This is a genomic window from Pseudomonas sp. FFPRI_1 (assembly GCF_055384485.1).
In genome coordinates this window covers 4,459,990-4,475,008 of sequence record NZ_AP029168.1, presented here as the reverse complement: position 1 = coordinate 4,475,008, position 15,019 = coordinate 4,459,990, and the positions used below count along the sequence as shown (strand labels likewise).

Annotated in this window: 12 protein-coding genes; all 12 read right to left on the bottom strand. The window is 66.7% G+C overall.

Annotated features, from left to right (window positions below):
* Positions 1 to 12 precede the first annotated feature (12 nt).
* The 12 genes from ACZ5BO_RS19730 to ACZ5BO_RS19675 all read right to left on the bottom strand — a co-directional run bounded on the left by ACZ5BO_RS19730 (position 13) and on the right by ACZ5BO_RS19675 (position 14,969).
* Entirely contained in the window at positions 13 to 1,308 is a 1,296-nt protein-coding gene (locus tag ACZ5BO_RS19730; protein ID WP_464696199.1) for an MFS transporter, read from the bottom strand.
* A 548-nt stretch (positions 1,309 to 1,856) separates the two neighbouring features.
* Positions 1,857 to 2,819, bottom strand: a complete 963-nt coding sequence (locus ACZ5BO_RS19725; protein ID WP_464696197.1) for a sugar kinase — start codon at positions 2,817 to 2,819, stop codon at positions 1,857 to 1,859.
* A complete protein-coding gene (locus ACZ5BO_RS19720; RefSeq protein WP_025130034.1) occupies positions 2,812 to 3,594 on the bottom strand; it encodes a sugar phosphate isomerase/epimerase family protein in 783 nt (260 codons plus the stop codon). The genes ACZ5BO_RS19725 and ACZ5BO_RS19720 overlap by 8 nt, the downstream gene beginning before the upstream one ends.
* Before the next feature lie 120 nt (positions 3,595 to 3,714).
* Positions 3,715 to 4,764, bottom strand: coding sequence for a LacI family DNA-binding transcriptional regulator (locus ACZ5BO_RS19715; RefSeq protein ID WP_464696196.1), 1,050 nt, complete (start codon positions 4,762 to 4,764; stop codon positions 3,715 to 3,717).
* Positions 4,765 to 4,915: 151 nt separating this feature from the next.
* Entirely contained in the window at positions 4,916 to 5,848 is a 933-nt protein-coding gene (locus ACZ5BO_RS19710; RefSeq protein ID WP_025130036.1) for an alpha/beta hydrolase, read from the bottom strand.
* 131 nt (positions 5,849 to 5,979) lie between these two features.
* The gene (locus ACZ5BO_RS19705; RefSeq protein ID WP_025130037.1) at positions 5,980 to 6,921 is read right to left on the bottom strand and encodes a choline ABC transporter substrate-binding protein; all 942 of its coding nucleotides are present in this window, start codon (positions 6,919 to 6,921) and stop codon (positions 5,980 to 5,982) included.
* 132 nt (positions 6,922 to 7,053) lie between these two features.
* A complete protein-coding gene (locus ACZ5BO_RS19700) occupies positions 7,054 to 7,665 on the bottom strand; it encodes a LysE family translocator (RefSeq protein WP_464696194.1) in 612 nt (203 codons plus the stop codon).
* A 50-nt stretch (positions 7,666 to 7,715) separates the two neighbouring features.
* Entirely contained in the window at positions 7,716 to 8,555 is an 840-nt protein-coding gene (locus tag ACZ5BO_RS19695) for an AraC family transcriptional regulator (RefSeq protein WP_025130039.1), read from the bottom strand.
* A 79-nt stretch (positions 8,556 to 8,634) separates the two neighbouring features.
* A complete protein-coding gene (locus ACZ5BO_RS19690) occupies positions 8,635 to 9,276 on the bottom strand; it encodes a DUF1345 domain-containing protein (protein WP_025130040.1) in 642 nt (213 codons plus the stop codon).
* Between the two features lie 187 nt (positions 9,277 to 9,463).
* Positions 9,464 to 10,090, bottom strand: coding sequence for a glutathione S-transferase (locus ACZ5BO_RS19685; RefSeq protein ID WP_464696193.1), 627 nt, complete (start codon positions 10,088 to 10,090; stop codon positions 9,464 to 9,466).
* Positions 10,087 to 13,728, bottom strand: coding sequence for an AAA family ATPase (locus ACZ5BO_RS19680; RefSeq protein WP_464696191.1), 3,642 nt, complete (start codon positions 13,726 to 13,728; stop codon positions 10,087 to 10,089). Before ACZ5BO_RS19680 ends, ACZ5BO_RS19685 begins: the two co-directional genes overlap by 4 nt.
* A complete protein-coding gene (locus ACZ5BO_RS19675) occupies positions 13,725 to 14,969 on the bottom strand; it encodes an exonuclease SbcCD subunit D C-terminal domain-containing protein (RefSeq protein WP_025130043.1) in 1,245 nt (414 codons plus the stop codon). Before ACZ5BO_RS19675 ends, ACZ5BO_RS19680 begins: the two co-directional genes overlap by 4 nt.
* Positions 14,970 to 15,019 lie beyond the last annotated feature (50 nt).

Genomic DNA, 15,019 nt, shown 5'->3' with positions numbered 1-15,019 from the left:
CTCCGTGGCAATTCATGAGTGCAGCAGGCGGCGACGCGCCGCCAAGGCCTTGGCCCGGGGCGCGTTGGCGCCGGGCTTGAGCAGCAGGGTGAGCAGTACCGAGAGCAGCAGGGCCGCGCTCATCAGCAGGTAGGAGGCCCCGGGGGACCCGGTGGCGCTGTTCAGGTAGCCCACCAGGTAGGAGCCGCCGAAGGAGCCCAGGGCGCCCATGCTGTTGATCAGCGCCATGGCGCCGCCGGCGACGTTGGCCGGGAGAATCTCCGGGACGATGGCGAAGAACGGCCCGTAGGGCGCGTACATGCAGGCTCCGGCCAGCACCAGCAGGCCGTAGGACCACCAGAAATGCTCGGCCCCCAGCAGGTAGGAGCCGTAGAAGGCGATGGCGGCGACCAACAGCGGCGGCCAGACGAAGCGCTTGCGTTGCTGGGTGCGGTCCGAGCCCCATGACACTGCGAGCATGGCGATCACTGCCGCCAGGTAGGGCAGGGCCGACAGCCAGCCAGCCTCGACCATGTCCATCTGCGCGCCGTGCTTGAGGATCGACGGCAGCCACAGCACGAAGCCGTAGACCCCGATGCTCCAGCAGAAGAACTGCAGCGCCAGGAGGATCACCTTGGGCGAGCGAAAGGCCTCGGCGTAGTTCTTCACCGCCTTGATGCCTTGCTGCTCGGCGGCCAGGGCGCTTTCCAGGTCCTGTTTCTCCTGGGCGCTGAGCCATTGGGCCTGGCTTGGCCGGTCATCGGCCAGGCGCCACCAGATAAAGGCCCAGATCACCGCCGGCAGGCCTTCGATGATGAACATCCAGCGCCAGCTGAAGTGTTCCACCAGGTAGCCGGAGACCACCGACATCCAGAGCATGGTCACCGGGTTGCCGAGGATCAGGAAGGTGTTGGCCCGGGAGCGTTCGGCGCGGGTGAACCAGTGGCACAGGTACACCAGCATGGCCGGCATCACCGCCGCTTCCACCACCCCGAGCATGAAGCGGATGGCGATCAGCATGTAGGCATTGGCGACGATGCCGGTGAGGGTGGCCAGGCCGCCCCAGAGGATCAGGCTGACGAAGATCAGCTTCTTCACGCTGCGTTTTTGCGCGTAGATCGCCCCTGGCACCTGGAAGAAGAAATACCCGAGAAAGAACAGCGCCCCCAGCAACGACGACAGGCCGGGGGTGATCTGCAGGTCGTCGGCCATCCCCGAGGCGGCGGCAAAGCCGTAATTGGCACGGTCCAGGTAGGCCAGGCTGTAGGTGATGAAGACGATGGGCATGATGTACCACCAGCGGCGGGCGGCGAGTTTGAGCGTGTCCATGAAAGTTCTCCTGAGCTTGTTGTTTTTGTCGCAACAGGTGGTTCTTGGTGTTCGTTTTCCGTAGGAGCCGGCTTGCCGGCGAACAGGGCTTTAGCCTTGCATCGCCCTGGCGGGCGCCTTCGCTGGCAAGCCAGCTCCTACGGTGGTGTGCGTTGCTGTTGTGTAGGAGCCGGCTTGCCGGCGAACAGGGCCTTGAGCCTTGTGCCGCTCTGGCGGGCGCCTTCGCTGGCAAGCCAGCTCCTACGGTGGTGCGCGTTGCTGTTGTGTAGGAGCCGGCTTGCCGGCGAACAGTGCCTTGAGCCTCGCATCGCCCTGGTGGACGCCTTCGCTGGCAAGCCAGCTCCTACGGTTGTGCGCATTGCTGTTGTGTAGGAGCCGGCTTGCCGGCGAACAGGGCCTTTAGCCTTGCATCGCCCTGGTGGACGCCTTCGCTGGCAAGCCAGCTCCTACGGTGGTGCGCGTTGCTGTTGTGTAGGAGCCGGCTTGCCGGCGAACAGGGCTTTAGCCTTGCATCGCCCTGGTGGACGCCTTCGCTGGCAAGTCAGCTCCTACAGGGCGTTGGCGGTTTTCAGGGGGGGGCTGTGCTCCGGTAGTTCGTGGCGCAACGGCAGGCCTTCCATGTCGCCGCGGCTCTGTACCGCGCGGCTGCCGACCCAGTTGGCGCGCTGCACCGCCTCGACCACGCTGCGGCTCTCCAGCAGGGCACTGATCAGGCCCACGGCGAAGGCGTCGCCGGCACCCACGGTGTCCACCACCTGGGCCACGCTCACGCCGTCGACGAAGCCGGCATCCAGCTGGGTGCGGTAGTAGGCGCCGTGGGCGCCGAGCTTGATCACCACGGCCTCGGCGCCCTGGTCGAGGTAGAAGGCGGCGATGTCCGCCGGGTCGTCACGGCCGGTCAGCAGGCGGCCTTCGCCCAGGCCCGGCAGCACCCAGTGGGCCAGGGCCGCCAGGCGGTTGATCTCGCGGATCATCAGCGCTTCGCTGGTCCACAGGCCAGGGCGCAGGTTGGGGTCGAAGGACACGCTGCGCCCGGCGTCACGCTGGCTCTGCATCAGGTAGCCGGAGAGCTCCCGGGTCGACGCCGAGAGTGCAGGGGGAATGCCCGTGGCGTGCAGGTGGCGGGCCTGGAGCAGGGCCGGGGCGACATCGCCGATGGCCAGGTGGCTGGCCGCCGAGCCGCGGCGAAAGTATTCGACCCGGGGATCGTCGCCGGTGTCTTCCCGGGACTTGAGCTGGAAGCCGGTGGGGTGCAGCGGGTCGCAGCGCACAAAGCGGCAGTCCAGGCCCTCGGCCTGCAGGGTGTCGAGCACGAAGCGCCCCAGGGAGTCATTGCCCACCCGGCTCAGCCAGGCCACCTTGAAGCCCAGCCGCGCCAGGCCGATGGCGACGTTGCTGTCGGCCCCGGCGATGCGCTTGTGAAAGTGCTCGACCCGGGCCAGGTCGCCGCCGTGTTCGGCAACGAACATCGCCATGGTTTCACCGAAGGACAGAATATCGATATCAGGCATCTGCATTCTCCAGGCGCGACTGGCCGAGGCGGGCCAGCAGGCTGACGTGCTCGGCGCTGATCTGTACCAGGTCGTCGCCTTGCAGCGGGTATTCCACGGCCCGGGTAATACCTTGAGTCATGTGCCGCAGCAGTTGTTCCCACTGGTGCAGGTCCGGAGCGCTGGGCGGTATGGCCACCAGCTTGCCGTCGACCCGCAGGCGCACCGCCTTGCAGTGCACGTAGGTCACGTGGCGGCCCAGCAGGCGCGCGGCATTCACCGCCGATTGCTCCTGCCATTGCCAGTTGCCGATGTCGAAAGTCATGCCCAGGGGCAGGTTGAGGGGCTCCACGGCGCTGAAAAAACGCTGGAACGGCTCGATGCGTCCGCCATGGGCGGTCTGGTCGTTCTCCACCAGCAGGCCCAGGGGCTGGCGGAACAGCAAGCTGGCCAGGCTGCGCAGGTCGTGGTGTTCGGTAAAGTGGCCGAGGGACACCTTGAGGCGTTTGGCGCCGAACTCACGGGCCCGTTGCAGGGTGGCGGACAGCTCGGGGTTGGGCTCGCAGCGGCCTGCCTGCCACAGTTCCAGGGGCGAGGAAAACACGCTTGCCAGGCCATGCTGCTGCGCCTCGCGGGCCAGTTCGGCGGGTAGTTCGTTGCCGAGCAACTCTTCGCGCCATTCGATGCAGGACGCGCCGGCGGCCGCCACCAGGGCAATGAAGTGCCCCTGGCCGTATTGGCGCACCAGGTCGGCGCCGTAGCTGGACAGACTGATGGAAACGGGTGATTGATGCATGCTTCAGACCTCTGAAACCGGTTTCATTTTTATTCAGGGCTACCCGGCAACGGTTTCGCAACAACGTCTCCGAGGGGCCTTGCTACTGGGTACAAGCGCTGCTCCAGGCCGCGCAGCCGATCAACGAGGTTGCAGGCCCGGCGCTGGCGGCGACAGGGAACGGGTGGAGCCGCGTACGATCAATTGCGCCGCAAAATCCACTCCTCGTGCCGGTCCGGTGTCGCCGCGCAGGCGCTTGAGCAGGCACTCGAAGGCGCTGGCGCCGATGGCTTCGGTGGGTTGGGCCAAGGCGCTGATGCCGCTGCCTACCAGGGGGTACCAGTCGAGGTCGTCGAGGGCGATCAGGCCAAGGTCGTCGAACAGGGGGCAGCCCAGTTCACGCAGGGCCCGAGTCGCGGCCAGGGCAGCCACGCCATTGGCGCAGAACAGCGCCTTGGGGCCGTGGCCCGGGGCGGCGAGAAAGGATTGCAGGCCGGCCACCAGCGCCTCGCCGGTTGCCAGCCACTGGCCGTGCAGGGTCGGGCGCCGGGCGATCTCGGCCTGGAAGCTGGCGTGGCGTTCAAGCCGCGAACTGGTGCCGTCATGGGGTTCGCTGACCAGCAGCAGGTCGCGGTAGCCCTGTTGCTCCAGGTGCTCGATGGCACTGCGCACCGCCGCCGGGTTGTCCAGGCCCACCAGGTCGGCCTGCAGGCCGTCCAGCTTGCGGTCCACCAGCACCATGGGCATTTCCTGCTGCAGTTCCAGCAGTTGTTCCAGGTGGTGGCCCAGGGTGTTCACGATCAACCCTTCGATGTTGTAGGCCCGCAGGTTGGCCAGGTGCCGGGCTTCCTGCTGGTCGTCGCGGTCGGTGTTGCACACCACCAGGCTGTAGCCGTGCTGGCGACAGGCGGTTTCCACGCCGTGCATCACGGCAATTGAATAGGGGTTGCGGATATCGGCCACCAGCATGCCGATCAGGCGCGTGCGCCCGCGTTTCAGGCCGCGGGCCATCTGGTTCGGACGGTAGTCCAGTGTGGCGATTGCCTGCTCGATGCGCAGGGCGATGGCATCGGAGAGCAGGGCCCGGTCTTCGCCGATAAAGCGCGACACACTGGCCTTGGAGACTCCGGCGTGTCGAGCGACGTCGAGCATGGTGACGCGGTTGCGCTGGGCGGCGGAAAATTGATTCACGGGCGACGACCTTATTCTTGGAATTATTGTTTCAGTCCTGTCGAGATGGGCTGAAACCGGTTTCAGGAAACCGCAAAAGCCATTCTGCCGTCAAGGGTGCAAGGTCGATAAATCCGCTTCAGATCCCCGGCTGCCTGACCGACGGTAGGGCTCAAGGCAGCGCCAGGGCCTGGCGCAGGTAGTCCTGCAGGATCCCATACAGGTCATCGACTTCCGCGGCCAGGCCCCTGGCCCGCAGGCAGCCGTGCACCAGGCCGAGGCCGGGGTAGAGCTGGCTGGGCACGGCAGCGGCCAGCAACTGCTGGTGATAGCACTCACCGTCATCGCGCAGCGGGTCGAACTGCGCCAGGGCGATCAAGGCCGCCGGCAGGCCACTGAAATCCTTTGCCAGCAAGGGCCGCGCGTAGGCCGAGCGCTGATCGGGACCGGGCAGGTACAGGGCCTGGAAACAGTCCAGGTCGCTGCTGCTGAGCAAGGGGGCATCGGCGCAATGGCTGCGGGAGGGCAGGTTGGCGGCGCCGCCCAGCCCCGGGTAGACCAGCACCTGTGCTGCCGGCAGCGCCTGGCCGGCATCGCGCAGGGCCAGGCACAGGGCGGCGGCCAGGTTGCCTCCGGCGCTGTCGCCCATCACCGCCCTGCGTCGGGCATCCAGCGGCAGGGGCAGCGCGCCCTGTTCCAGGGCCCGCCACACCGCCAGGCAGTCGTCGAAGGCCGCGGGGAATGGATGCTCCGGTGCCAACCGGTAATCCACGGCGATCACCAGCAGATTGAGCTCCCCGGCCAGGTGCGTGCAGATGAAATCATGGGAATCCAGGCCGCCCAGCACCCAGCCGCCCCCGTGCAGGTACAGCAACCAGGGCCAACCGGACTCCGGGGCGGGTTGCTCGGGTTGATAGAGCCGCAGCGCCACCCCGGCCAGTTGCAGGTCCTGCACGACAAGGCCGGCGGGCCGCGCCGGAGTGAAGTCCCGGCACATGCGCCGATAGCTGTCGCGCAGGCCGTTGAGGCTACCGTCGGGGCCGTTATGGCTCAGGGTCCGTTCGACGAAGGCGGCCAGTTGCGGGGACAGGGGGTAGTGGTTCATCAAGGATTCCGCAGGTTGGAAAGGGAAGATGCCGACCGGGCGTGCTCAGCCTGACGCTGGCCCGGGCGGCATCCGCGAGAGCGGTTCACAGGGGGCATGCACACCCATCCGGGCGCGCTGTCTGGCTGCTGCTACAACCCGGCCTTGACTGCCGCCACGCCGTCACCACCGTCGAAGCTGGTGACCCCGGCCAGCCAGCGCTGCAGGTCCTCGGGGTGTTCACGCAGCCATTGCCGCGCCACTTCCCGGGGAGATTGGCGCTGCATGATCGGCACCATCAGCTGGCTTTCCTGGGCGGCGCTGAAGGTCAGGTTCTGCAGCAGCCGATCGACGTTGGGGCAGCGCTCGGCAAAGTCCGGCGCGGTGACCGTGGACACCGTGGCCGCGCCCTCGTTGGGCCCGTAGACATCCTCGCTGCCGGTCAGGTAGTTGATGCGCAGGTTGATGTTCATCGGGTGCGGGGTCCAGCCGACGAACACCACGAACTCCTTGCGGTTGATGGCTCGCTGCACGGCGGCCAGCATCCCGGCTTCGCCGGACTCGATCAGCTTGAAGCCCTTGAGGCCGAAACGGTTGGTGTCGATCAGGGTCTTGATCGTGGTATTGGCGCCGCTGCCGGGTTCGATGCCGTAGAGCTTGCCCCCCAGTTGTTCCTTGAAACGGGCAATGTCGGCAAAGGTCTTGAGCCCGGCCTGGGCTACATAGTCCGGCACCGCCAGGGTGGCCTGGGCGTCCGCAAGGCTGGGACGCTCCATGACCCTGACCTGGCCAGCCGCGAGGAAGGGCGCGATGTTCGGGTCCATGGCCGGTTTCCAGTAGCCGAGGAAGATGTCCAGGCGCTTGTCGCGGATGCCAGCGAAGATGATCTGCTGCACCGCACTGGTCTGTTTGCTGTCGTAGCCCAGGCCGCTGAGCAGCACGTCGGCCATGGCGCTGGTGGCGATCACGTCGGTCCAGTTGACCACGCCCATGCGCAGGTTCTTGCAGGAGGCGGGCTCGGCGGCCCAGGTCGGGGAACTCACAAGTGCAGCGGCGCAGAGGGCCAGGAAACAACGCTTGAACGGTGCTTGCATCAGAGGATCTCTTCCGGCAGGTGGTTTATTGTTCAGAGCGGCGTCTTATTGCGCCGTGCTGGTCACCTTACGTGGCCCTGGCGGTCCGGGAAACGCTCCATAGCGACCGGCTTTTGCACTGTGACGACTGCCTCAGGCCCCCAGGCTCATCCAGGTCGAGGCCAGCAACAGCAAGGCCATGCCCCGGTTGAAACGCTGCAGGGCCCGAGGCGAGCGCAGCCAGCGGGCCGAACCGGCGCCCAGCAGCGCCCAGGTGCCGAGGCAAGGCAGGGCGACGAGGAAAAACACCAGGGACAGCCACAGCACCCGGCCGTGGCGGTCGCTATCGCTGCCGGCGAACACACTGACCACCGCCAGGGCCATCATCCAGGTCTTGGGGTTCACCAGTTGTAACGCGGCAGCGCCCAGCACCCCCAATCGCCGGGCGTCTGAGGCCTGGGCATCCAGGGGGCGCGCCGGTGCCCGCCAGATCTGCCAGGCCAGGTAGCTCAGCCACAGCAGGCCGATCCATTGCATGGCCCGCTGCACCCTGGGCAGTAGCGCCAGCCCGTCCCCCAGGCCGCTGCCCACCAGCAGCACGATGCCGGCCGCCGCGGCGCCGGCGCCGAGAATGATCGGCAGCGCCGCCCGGGCGCCGTAGCGGGCACTGTTGCTCAGCACCAGGATATTGGTCGGGCCCGGGGTGATGGAGGCGACAAAGGCGAACAGCACGAAGGGCAACAGGGAGGAGAGAGAAGGGGGCATCGCAGGCCGCTCCAGTAATGATCCGGAGGCTGATTGTCAGGGGCTGGGCGTCAGGCGTCTGGAAGCTTTGTGCAGCGCTTGCGATACAGCGCCGGGCTCAAGCCATAGGCACGCATGAACCAGCGCCCCAGGTGACTCTGGTCGGCAAACCCCAGGTGGCTGGCGACGTCCGCCGGTGCGGCACCGCCGGCCAGCAAGCGCCGCGCCCGGCTCAGGCGCAGTTGCACCAGGTAGGCGTGGGGCGCCAGGCCGTAGGCTGCCTTGAAGGCACGGCTGAGGCGAAAGCGATCGACCCCGCAGACGGCGCTCAAGGTTTCCAGGCTCAGGTCCTGGTACAGGTGGGCATGCAGGTAGTCCCTGGCCCGTTGCGCCACCAGCGGCAGGCGCGGGTCCGGGCCATAGCGCTGGCGCCAGTGCAGGTGCCCGGTCAGTTGCTCCAGCAGAAGGTCCAGGGCGCTCTGGCGGACAATGCGCAATTGGCCATGGTGCAGGCTGTGAAAGGCCGCGCTGGTGGCCTGGGCCAGACGCGAATCGCTGGCCAGGGTGCTGCCAAACCCCAGCTGGGTATTGGCCGGCGCCTCGGCGAACAGCGCCCCCAGTTCGCGCTCCAGCCACTGCGGGTCAAGGTACAGCATGCGATAGGTAAAGCCGCCCTCGGTGGGTGCTTCGCCGTCGTGGATCTCCCCCGGTTCCAGCAGGAACACCTTGCCCGGCGTGCTCTGGTGCCGGGCCCGGCGGCAGTTGAACTGCTGCACCCCCTGTTCGGTGACGCCCACCAGGTAGCTGTCGTGCCAGTGCGGGTCATAGGCGTGGCCGGTGAAATGCGCGCGCAGGGTCTCGATGCCGGTGTCGGCATCCTGGGCCAGGTCGATCCAGTTGGGCGTGGTCATGGAGCGGTCCGTAGGGCGTGGCGGCAACCCTGGCAGTTAACGCCGGTGCCAGGGCTGGGTCTAGAAGTTTTGTGCAGCCTCAGCTGAACAGCCCGGCGGCGATGTTGATGGAAAAGCCGAGGATCGCGGTATTGAACAGAAAGCCGATCAGCGACTGGGCGAGGACGATCTTGCGCATTTCCCGGGTGGCCACGCCGACATCGGAGGTCTGCACCGCCACGCCGATAGTGAAGGAGAAGTAGAGGAAGTCCCAATAGTTCGGGGTGGTCAATTGCTCGGCGAAGCGCAGGGCCGGTTCCTTGCCGCCCCAGGTGTAGTAGAGGCGTGCGTAGTGCACGCTGAAGATCACCCCCACCAGCAGCCAGGAACCGATCACCGTGAGGCCGGTGAAGGCGTAGTGCAGCAGCCGGCGTTGGGTTTCCAGGTCCTTGCTGCCCACCAGTTCCAGGGTGATGGTCACCAGGCTGGCGATGGCCGCGACGCAGACGATTAGCAGCACCAGCCCGGCGTTTTCATCCTCGGCCTCGGCGATGCGTTTCACATCGTCGGCCCGAGACCGCAGGGTGAGCCAGAACATCAGCGCCAGGTAGGTCCAGACGGCGGCGTTCCAGCCGATGAGGACCTTGCCCATCAGCGTCTGTGCCGGGACTAGGGCGCCGACGACGCAGCCGATCAAGACGCCGAAGGTCAGGCGGGGGTGGGTTCGAATCACGAAGGACATGGGCAGTGGCGCCGGCAGGAAAAGTTACCAAACCTTAGCATGGCGCCCGCTAGGGCGGGCGGCGTGAGTGATGCTCTTCCTGCGGCACGCGGCCATGACCGCAGCTCCGGATATACGCGCCAACCTCACGGTCAGCAGACAACCTCAAGCAACCCCGTCGGCATCACCCGACTGTCCCCCAAAAACCTCAGCCCCCACCCTTACTCATGACCGCCAAAAACAACTCCCCCTCCAGCAACCCTCGCAACCACCCCTGCAACGCCGGATAGGGCGCCTTGCCAAACCACTCCCGGTCCACATGGGCAAACTGCCGTACAAACGGCAGCACGGCCATGTCCGCCAAGCTCGGATGTTCGGCCAGCAGATAGCGCCGCTCTTGCAGCAGGCCATCCAGCCGCGCCAGAAACACCTCGCCCTGGGCCCGATAATGCTCCATGGGCGCTTCGGGATAGCGCTCGGCGTACTTGTAGCGGTTCAGATGCAGTTTGAATTGCTGATCATTCTCGGCAATCAGCGCGGTGATCTGCGCCTGGGCCTTGGGGTCACCGTCAAGGCGCCAGTTCTCGGGGTCATGCTGCTCCAGCGCCCAGTGCATGATCTCCAGGCTCTCCTCGATCACCCGCCCATCCACACTGAGCACCGGCACCGTGCCCTTGGGCGACAGTGCCAGCATCTGCGCCGGCTTGGCCTTGAGGCTGACCTCGATGATCTCCAACGCCACCCCGGCATAGCGCAGGGCCAGGCGCGCCCGCATGGCGTAGGGACAGCGGCGGAAGGAGTAGAGGGTCGCCCCCGGCGTTTGCAGTGTGCTCATTTCACCTCCAGGGTGCTCAGGCCGTTGCCCTGGCGGCTGACCTGGATCTGCACCGGAATCCGTTCGTGCATTTCCTGCACGTGGGAAATCACCGCCACCTTGCGCCCCTGGGCCTGCAGGCCGTCGAGGGCGTCCATGGCCAGTTGCAGGGATTCGGGGTCGAGGCTGCCAAAGCCTTCGTCGATGAACAGCGACTCGATCTTCAGGGTGCTCGACGCCATGGACGCCAGCCCCAGGGCCAGAGCCAGGGACACCAGGAAGGTTTCGCCGCCGGACAGCGAATGCACCGAGCGGGTTTCATCGCCCATCTCGGTGTCCAGCACCAGCAGGCCGAGCATGCTGCCGCCGCGCTTGAGGCGGTAGCGCCGTACCAGCTGGCGCAACTGGGCGTTGGCGTGGTGCACCAGCAGGTCGAGGTTGTAGGCCTGGGCGATCTTGCGGAAGGTGTCGCCCGTGGCCGAGCCGATCAGGGCATTGAGCCGTGCCCAGCGCTGCCATTGGGCGTAGGCCTGGGCGATCTGCTGGCCCAGGGCCTGGTTGGCGTCTTGGCGGCGCTGGTCATCGGTTTGCTGGGCGCGCAATTCGGCGCTCAGTTGTTCGCTGGCGGCCAACTGGCCGTGCAGTTCGTTCAGGGCGCTGGCCAGTTGTTCGGCATCGAGCTGGCCCTGTTGCGGGGCCTGGTGGCTGTGCAGGCGTTGCTCGCGTTCGGTGACCAGGACCTTGGCCTGTTCCACCGCCTTTTCGTGGGCTTGCAGTTGTTGGCGCAAGGCGGCGACCTGTTGCTCGTCCAGGCTGAGCAACTGTTCCAGCTCGCCATCGTCCAGTTCCGGGTGCTGCTGGCGCCAGTCGCTGATCTTGCTGCCCAGTGCCTGCTGTTCGGCTTCCAGAGCCTGCAGGTGCTCCTCCTTGCCTTGCAGCTGCGCGCTCAACTGCACCAGCAGGCTGCGGACTTCCTGCAACTGCTGGTTGGCCAGCACCTCGGCGGTGCGGGCCTGTTCGACGGCCTGTTCCAGGTGCTGCTGCCAGTGTTCGGCGCTGCTGTGCGCGCCCAGCAGTTGCGCGAGTTTGTTGCCGGCGGCCTGTTGTTGTTCGGCCAGGGTGTTGAATTGCTCCAGGGCGGCTTGCAGTTGCAGTTCGCGGGTTTGCTGGCGGTCCTGTTCCTTGTCCAGGGCCAGCTGGCGCTGTTGCTGCTCCTGCTGTTCTTCGCGGTGCTGGTCGAGCTGTTCCAGGCGCTGCATGACCTGCTGGTCGATCTGCATGAAGGTTGCCGCCGGGTCGCTGCGCAGGGCTTGCAGGGTGTCGGCCGGCAGCAGGGTGGCGAAGGCCGCCAGCTCTTCCTCCAGGCGCTGGCGATCCGCGCCCAGCTGCTGTTGCTGCTGGGTCAGCTGTTGGCTGGCCTGCTGGCTGGCCTCGACCGCCGCTTGCAGTTGCTGTTGCAGGCGCCCGGCGTCCTTTTGCAGTTTCAGCAGGGCGCCTTGGCGCTGTTCGTCCTGCTGGATGCTCTGGTTCAACTGGCTCAGTTGCTGGTGCAGCCAGGCGTCGCGCTGGGGAGCGTCCAGGTCGAGCAGCGCCGCCGCCAGCGGATGGCCTTCGATGCTCGGCGCCAGGGTTTGCTGCTGCGTTGTCAGTTGCTCCTGTTGCTGCAGGAACTCCTTCTGCTGGGCGATCAGGCCACCCACCTGGCTGCGCAGGTCGGCGAGCTTTTCCTTGAGCTCGTCCACCGCCTGGCGTGCGTTGGCTTCTTCGCTTGCGTCATGGCGACCCAGGCTCTGTAACAGCGCCTCGGGCTGGTGATAGGGGTGTTCGTGGCTCCCGCAGACCGGGCAGGGCTGATCGTCCTGCAACTGCTCGCGCAATTCTTCGACGCTGGCACTGCGGGCCAGGCGCTGGCGTTCCAGCAGTTGCTGGGTCACTGCCAGGGCCTGTTCGGCGACCGTCAGTTCGGCCTTGCGCTGCAGGCCGGCCCGGTTCAGCTCTTCGCGCTGCTGGGCGGCGGCCTGGCGTTTTTCCGCCAGCTGGGCAGCGCGCTGGTCCAGCTCCTGCTGGCTGGCCCACAAGCGTGCCAGCTCTTCGAAGGCGCGCTGTTGCTTGCGGTTGTCCTGCAGCAGGTCGCTGAGGATCTGCAACTGCTCGGCCACCGCGTGGGGCTCGGCGCCGGCTTCGCTGTACAGCAGGTGCAGTTCATCGCGTTGCGTGGCCAGTTGCTGCGCCGCGCTGCTGGCCCGTTGCTGCAGGTCGGGCAGCTCTTGCTGGCCCTTGTTCAGGCGGTTGCCGGCCAGCATCAGCTGTTGCAGGCGATCGCGATAGGCGCTCCAGGCATCGCTCAGCGGCGCCAGGTGCGTGCTGTGCTGCAATTGCTCGGCAATTCGCTGCAGGCGCTCGGCCACCTGCCGTTGCTGCTCGAGCATGGCCTGGATCCCTTGCCGGCCCTGCTCGCTGGCCTGCTGCAATTGGCTCTTGAGCGCGTCGGCTTCGGCGCAGGCCTTGTCCTTGTGGGCGAGGGTGCTCTGCTCGGCAAAGGCTTCGCGCAGCAGGGGCGCGCTGGCGCTTTGCTGGGCCTGGGCGCCGAGCAGCGCGGCTTGGGCGGTGCCCAGTTGCTGCTGCAGTTCTGCCTGGTGCTGTTGCTGTGCGCTGTGTTGCAGGCGCTGTTGGCGGATCTGTTCGGCCAGCGGGGTCAGTTGCTGGTTCAACTCGACCTGCCGGGCGAACTGATGGCGTTGCGGCGCCAGTTGCTCCAGGCGCGTCAGCCGGGTCCGCTCGCCGTCCAGGCCGGCCCAGGCGGCCTGTGCCTGCTGCAGCTGTTCGGCGGCGTTGCGCTGCTGCGCCTGCAACTGCTGCAGCTCCTGGAGCCAACCGTGTTGCAACTCCAGTTGCTTGAGCTGCGCCTGCTGGGCCTTGAGCTGTTGTTGGGCGGCGTCGAAGCGCTGGTCCAGTTCGGCCCGGGCTTCGGGCTCCAGCGGAGTGATACCGCTGGCCTGGGCCTTGAGGGTCTTGTGGGCTTCTTCGGCTTCCTTGCTCTTGCTGTAGGCGCGGCGCCCCAGCTGGCTGTAGATCGAAGTGTTGGTGAGTTTTTCCAGGAGCTCGCTGCGCTCCTTGTCGTCGGCCTTGAGGAAGGCGCTGAACTCGCTCTGGGCCAGCATCACCGCCCGGGTGAACTGCTCGAAGTTGAGCCCTAGCCTGGCTTCGATCAGTTGCTCGTAGTCGCGCTTGCCACTGGCCAGCAGTTGATTGCTGTCCAGGTCGTGCAGGCTCTGCTTGCTGGCCTGCAGCTTGCCGTTGGCCTTGTCCCGGGCGCGATTGGTTTCCCAGCGCGCGCGGTAGCGATGGCCGTCGATGCCGACGAAGTCGACCTCGGCGTAACCGTTGCCGGTGCCCCGGCGCAGCAGGGTGCGCGGGTCGCCGGTAGAGATGTCGCTATCGACATCCGGGACCTTGTTTTCCTTGGCGATGTTGTTCAGCCGCGGCACGGCGCCGAACAGCGCCAGGCACAGGGCGTCCAGCAGGGTGCTCTTGCCGGCGCCGGTGGGGCCGGTGATGGCGAACAGGCCGGCGCTGGCCAGGGGCTCGGCGGTGAAGTCGATTTCAAAGGGGCCGGCCAGGGAGGCCAGGTTCTTCAGGCGGATGGCGAGGATTTTCATGGCTGTTCCTCCTCGTGCTGCACTTCCTGGAGCAATTGCGCGAAGTCCTTGAGGGTCTGTTCATCCACCTCGCTGCCATAGCTGTCGAGCCAGGCACGGCTGAACAGGTCCTGGGGGCTGAGCTGGTCCAGCTCCAGCAGTTGGCTGGCGCCGTCATCTGCGTCGTGTTCGCCGTTGCCGGCGTATTCGGCGGCGATCCGCACCAGGCGCACGGCCTTGCCCTGCAGGGCGCTTTCCACTTGCTGGCGCAGGTCCGGCTGCGGCTCGTCCAGGCGCACCCGCACTTCCAGCCAGGGCTGGCGCTGTTCTTCGGCCAGCAGGTCGAGGTCCGGCAGTTCAGCCAGTTGCAGGAGCATCTCGGCCAGGGGCGCTGGGCCCAGGCGTTGCAGGTTGACGGCCCGGGGAATCAGCCGCGACTCGACGCTGACCAGGGTCTCGCCGTCCAGGCGCACATCGAGGATCTGGTGCGGGTAGTTGATCTCGGAAAACGACAGCGGGATCGGCGAGCCGCTGTAGCGGATGCGTTCCTCGCCGTTGACCTTTTGCGGCTTGTGCAGATGGCCCAGGGCAACGTAGCTGATGTCGGCGCCGAACAGGCTGGCGGGCAGGGCCTCGGCGTTGCCGATGATCAGGCTGCGCTCGGAGTCCTCGGACACCGAGCCGCCGGCCATGTGCGCGTGGCTCACGGCAATCAGCGCCTGGCCTGGCTGGCGCTTGGCGTTGGCCGCGGCGATCAGCCATTCATGGACCTGGGCGATGCCCTTGAGGTAGTCGTCGCCCAGCTGTGGGCCTGTGACTTCCGCCGGCCGCAGAAAGGGCAGGGCCAGGCACCAGCCGGCGATCGCACCGCTGGCGTCGGGCAGTGGCAGCAGCAGGCGCTCGGCGTCCAACTGGCCGTCATCCAGCCACAGCACCCGGCCCAGGGCATGGGTGCGCAGGCGTCGCATCAGCGCTGCCGGCAGCTCGATGCGCGAGCCGGAATCGTGGTTGCCGGCGATCATCACGATGGTCAGGGCCGGCTGCTGCTCGTGGGCGCTGACGATGAAGTCGTAGAGCCGCTCCTGGGCTTTGACCGGCGGGTTGACCGTATCGAAGATATCGCCGGCGATCAGCAGCACATCCGGCTGCTCGTGCTTGAGCTGGCGCAGCAGCCACTCAAGGAAACAGGCGTGTTCGAAGTCGCGTTCCTGGCCGTGGAGGTTCTGGCCCAGGTGCCAGTCGGAGGTGTGAAACAGACGCAAGGCAGGCTCCGCATGCAAAAGGCTTGGCCGCACAGAAGGTGACCGCGGCG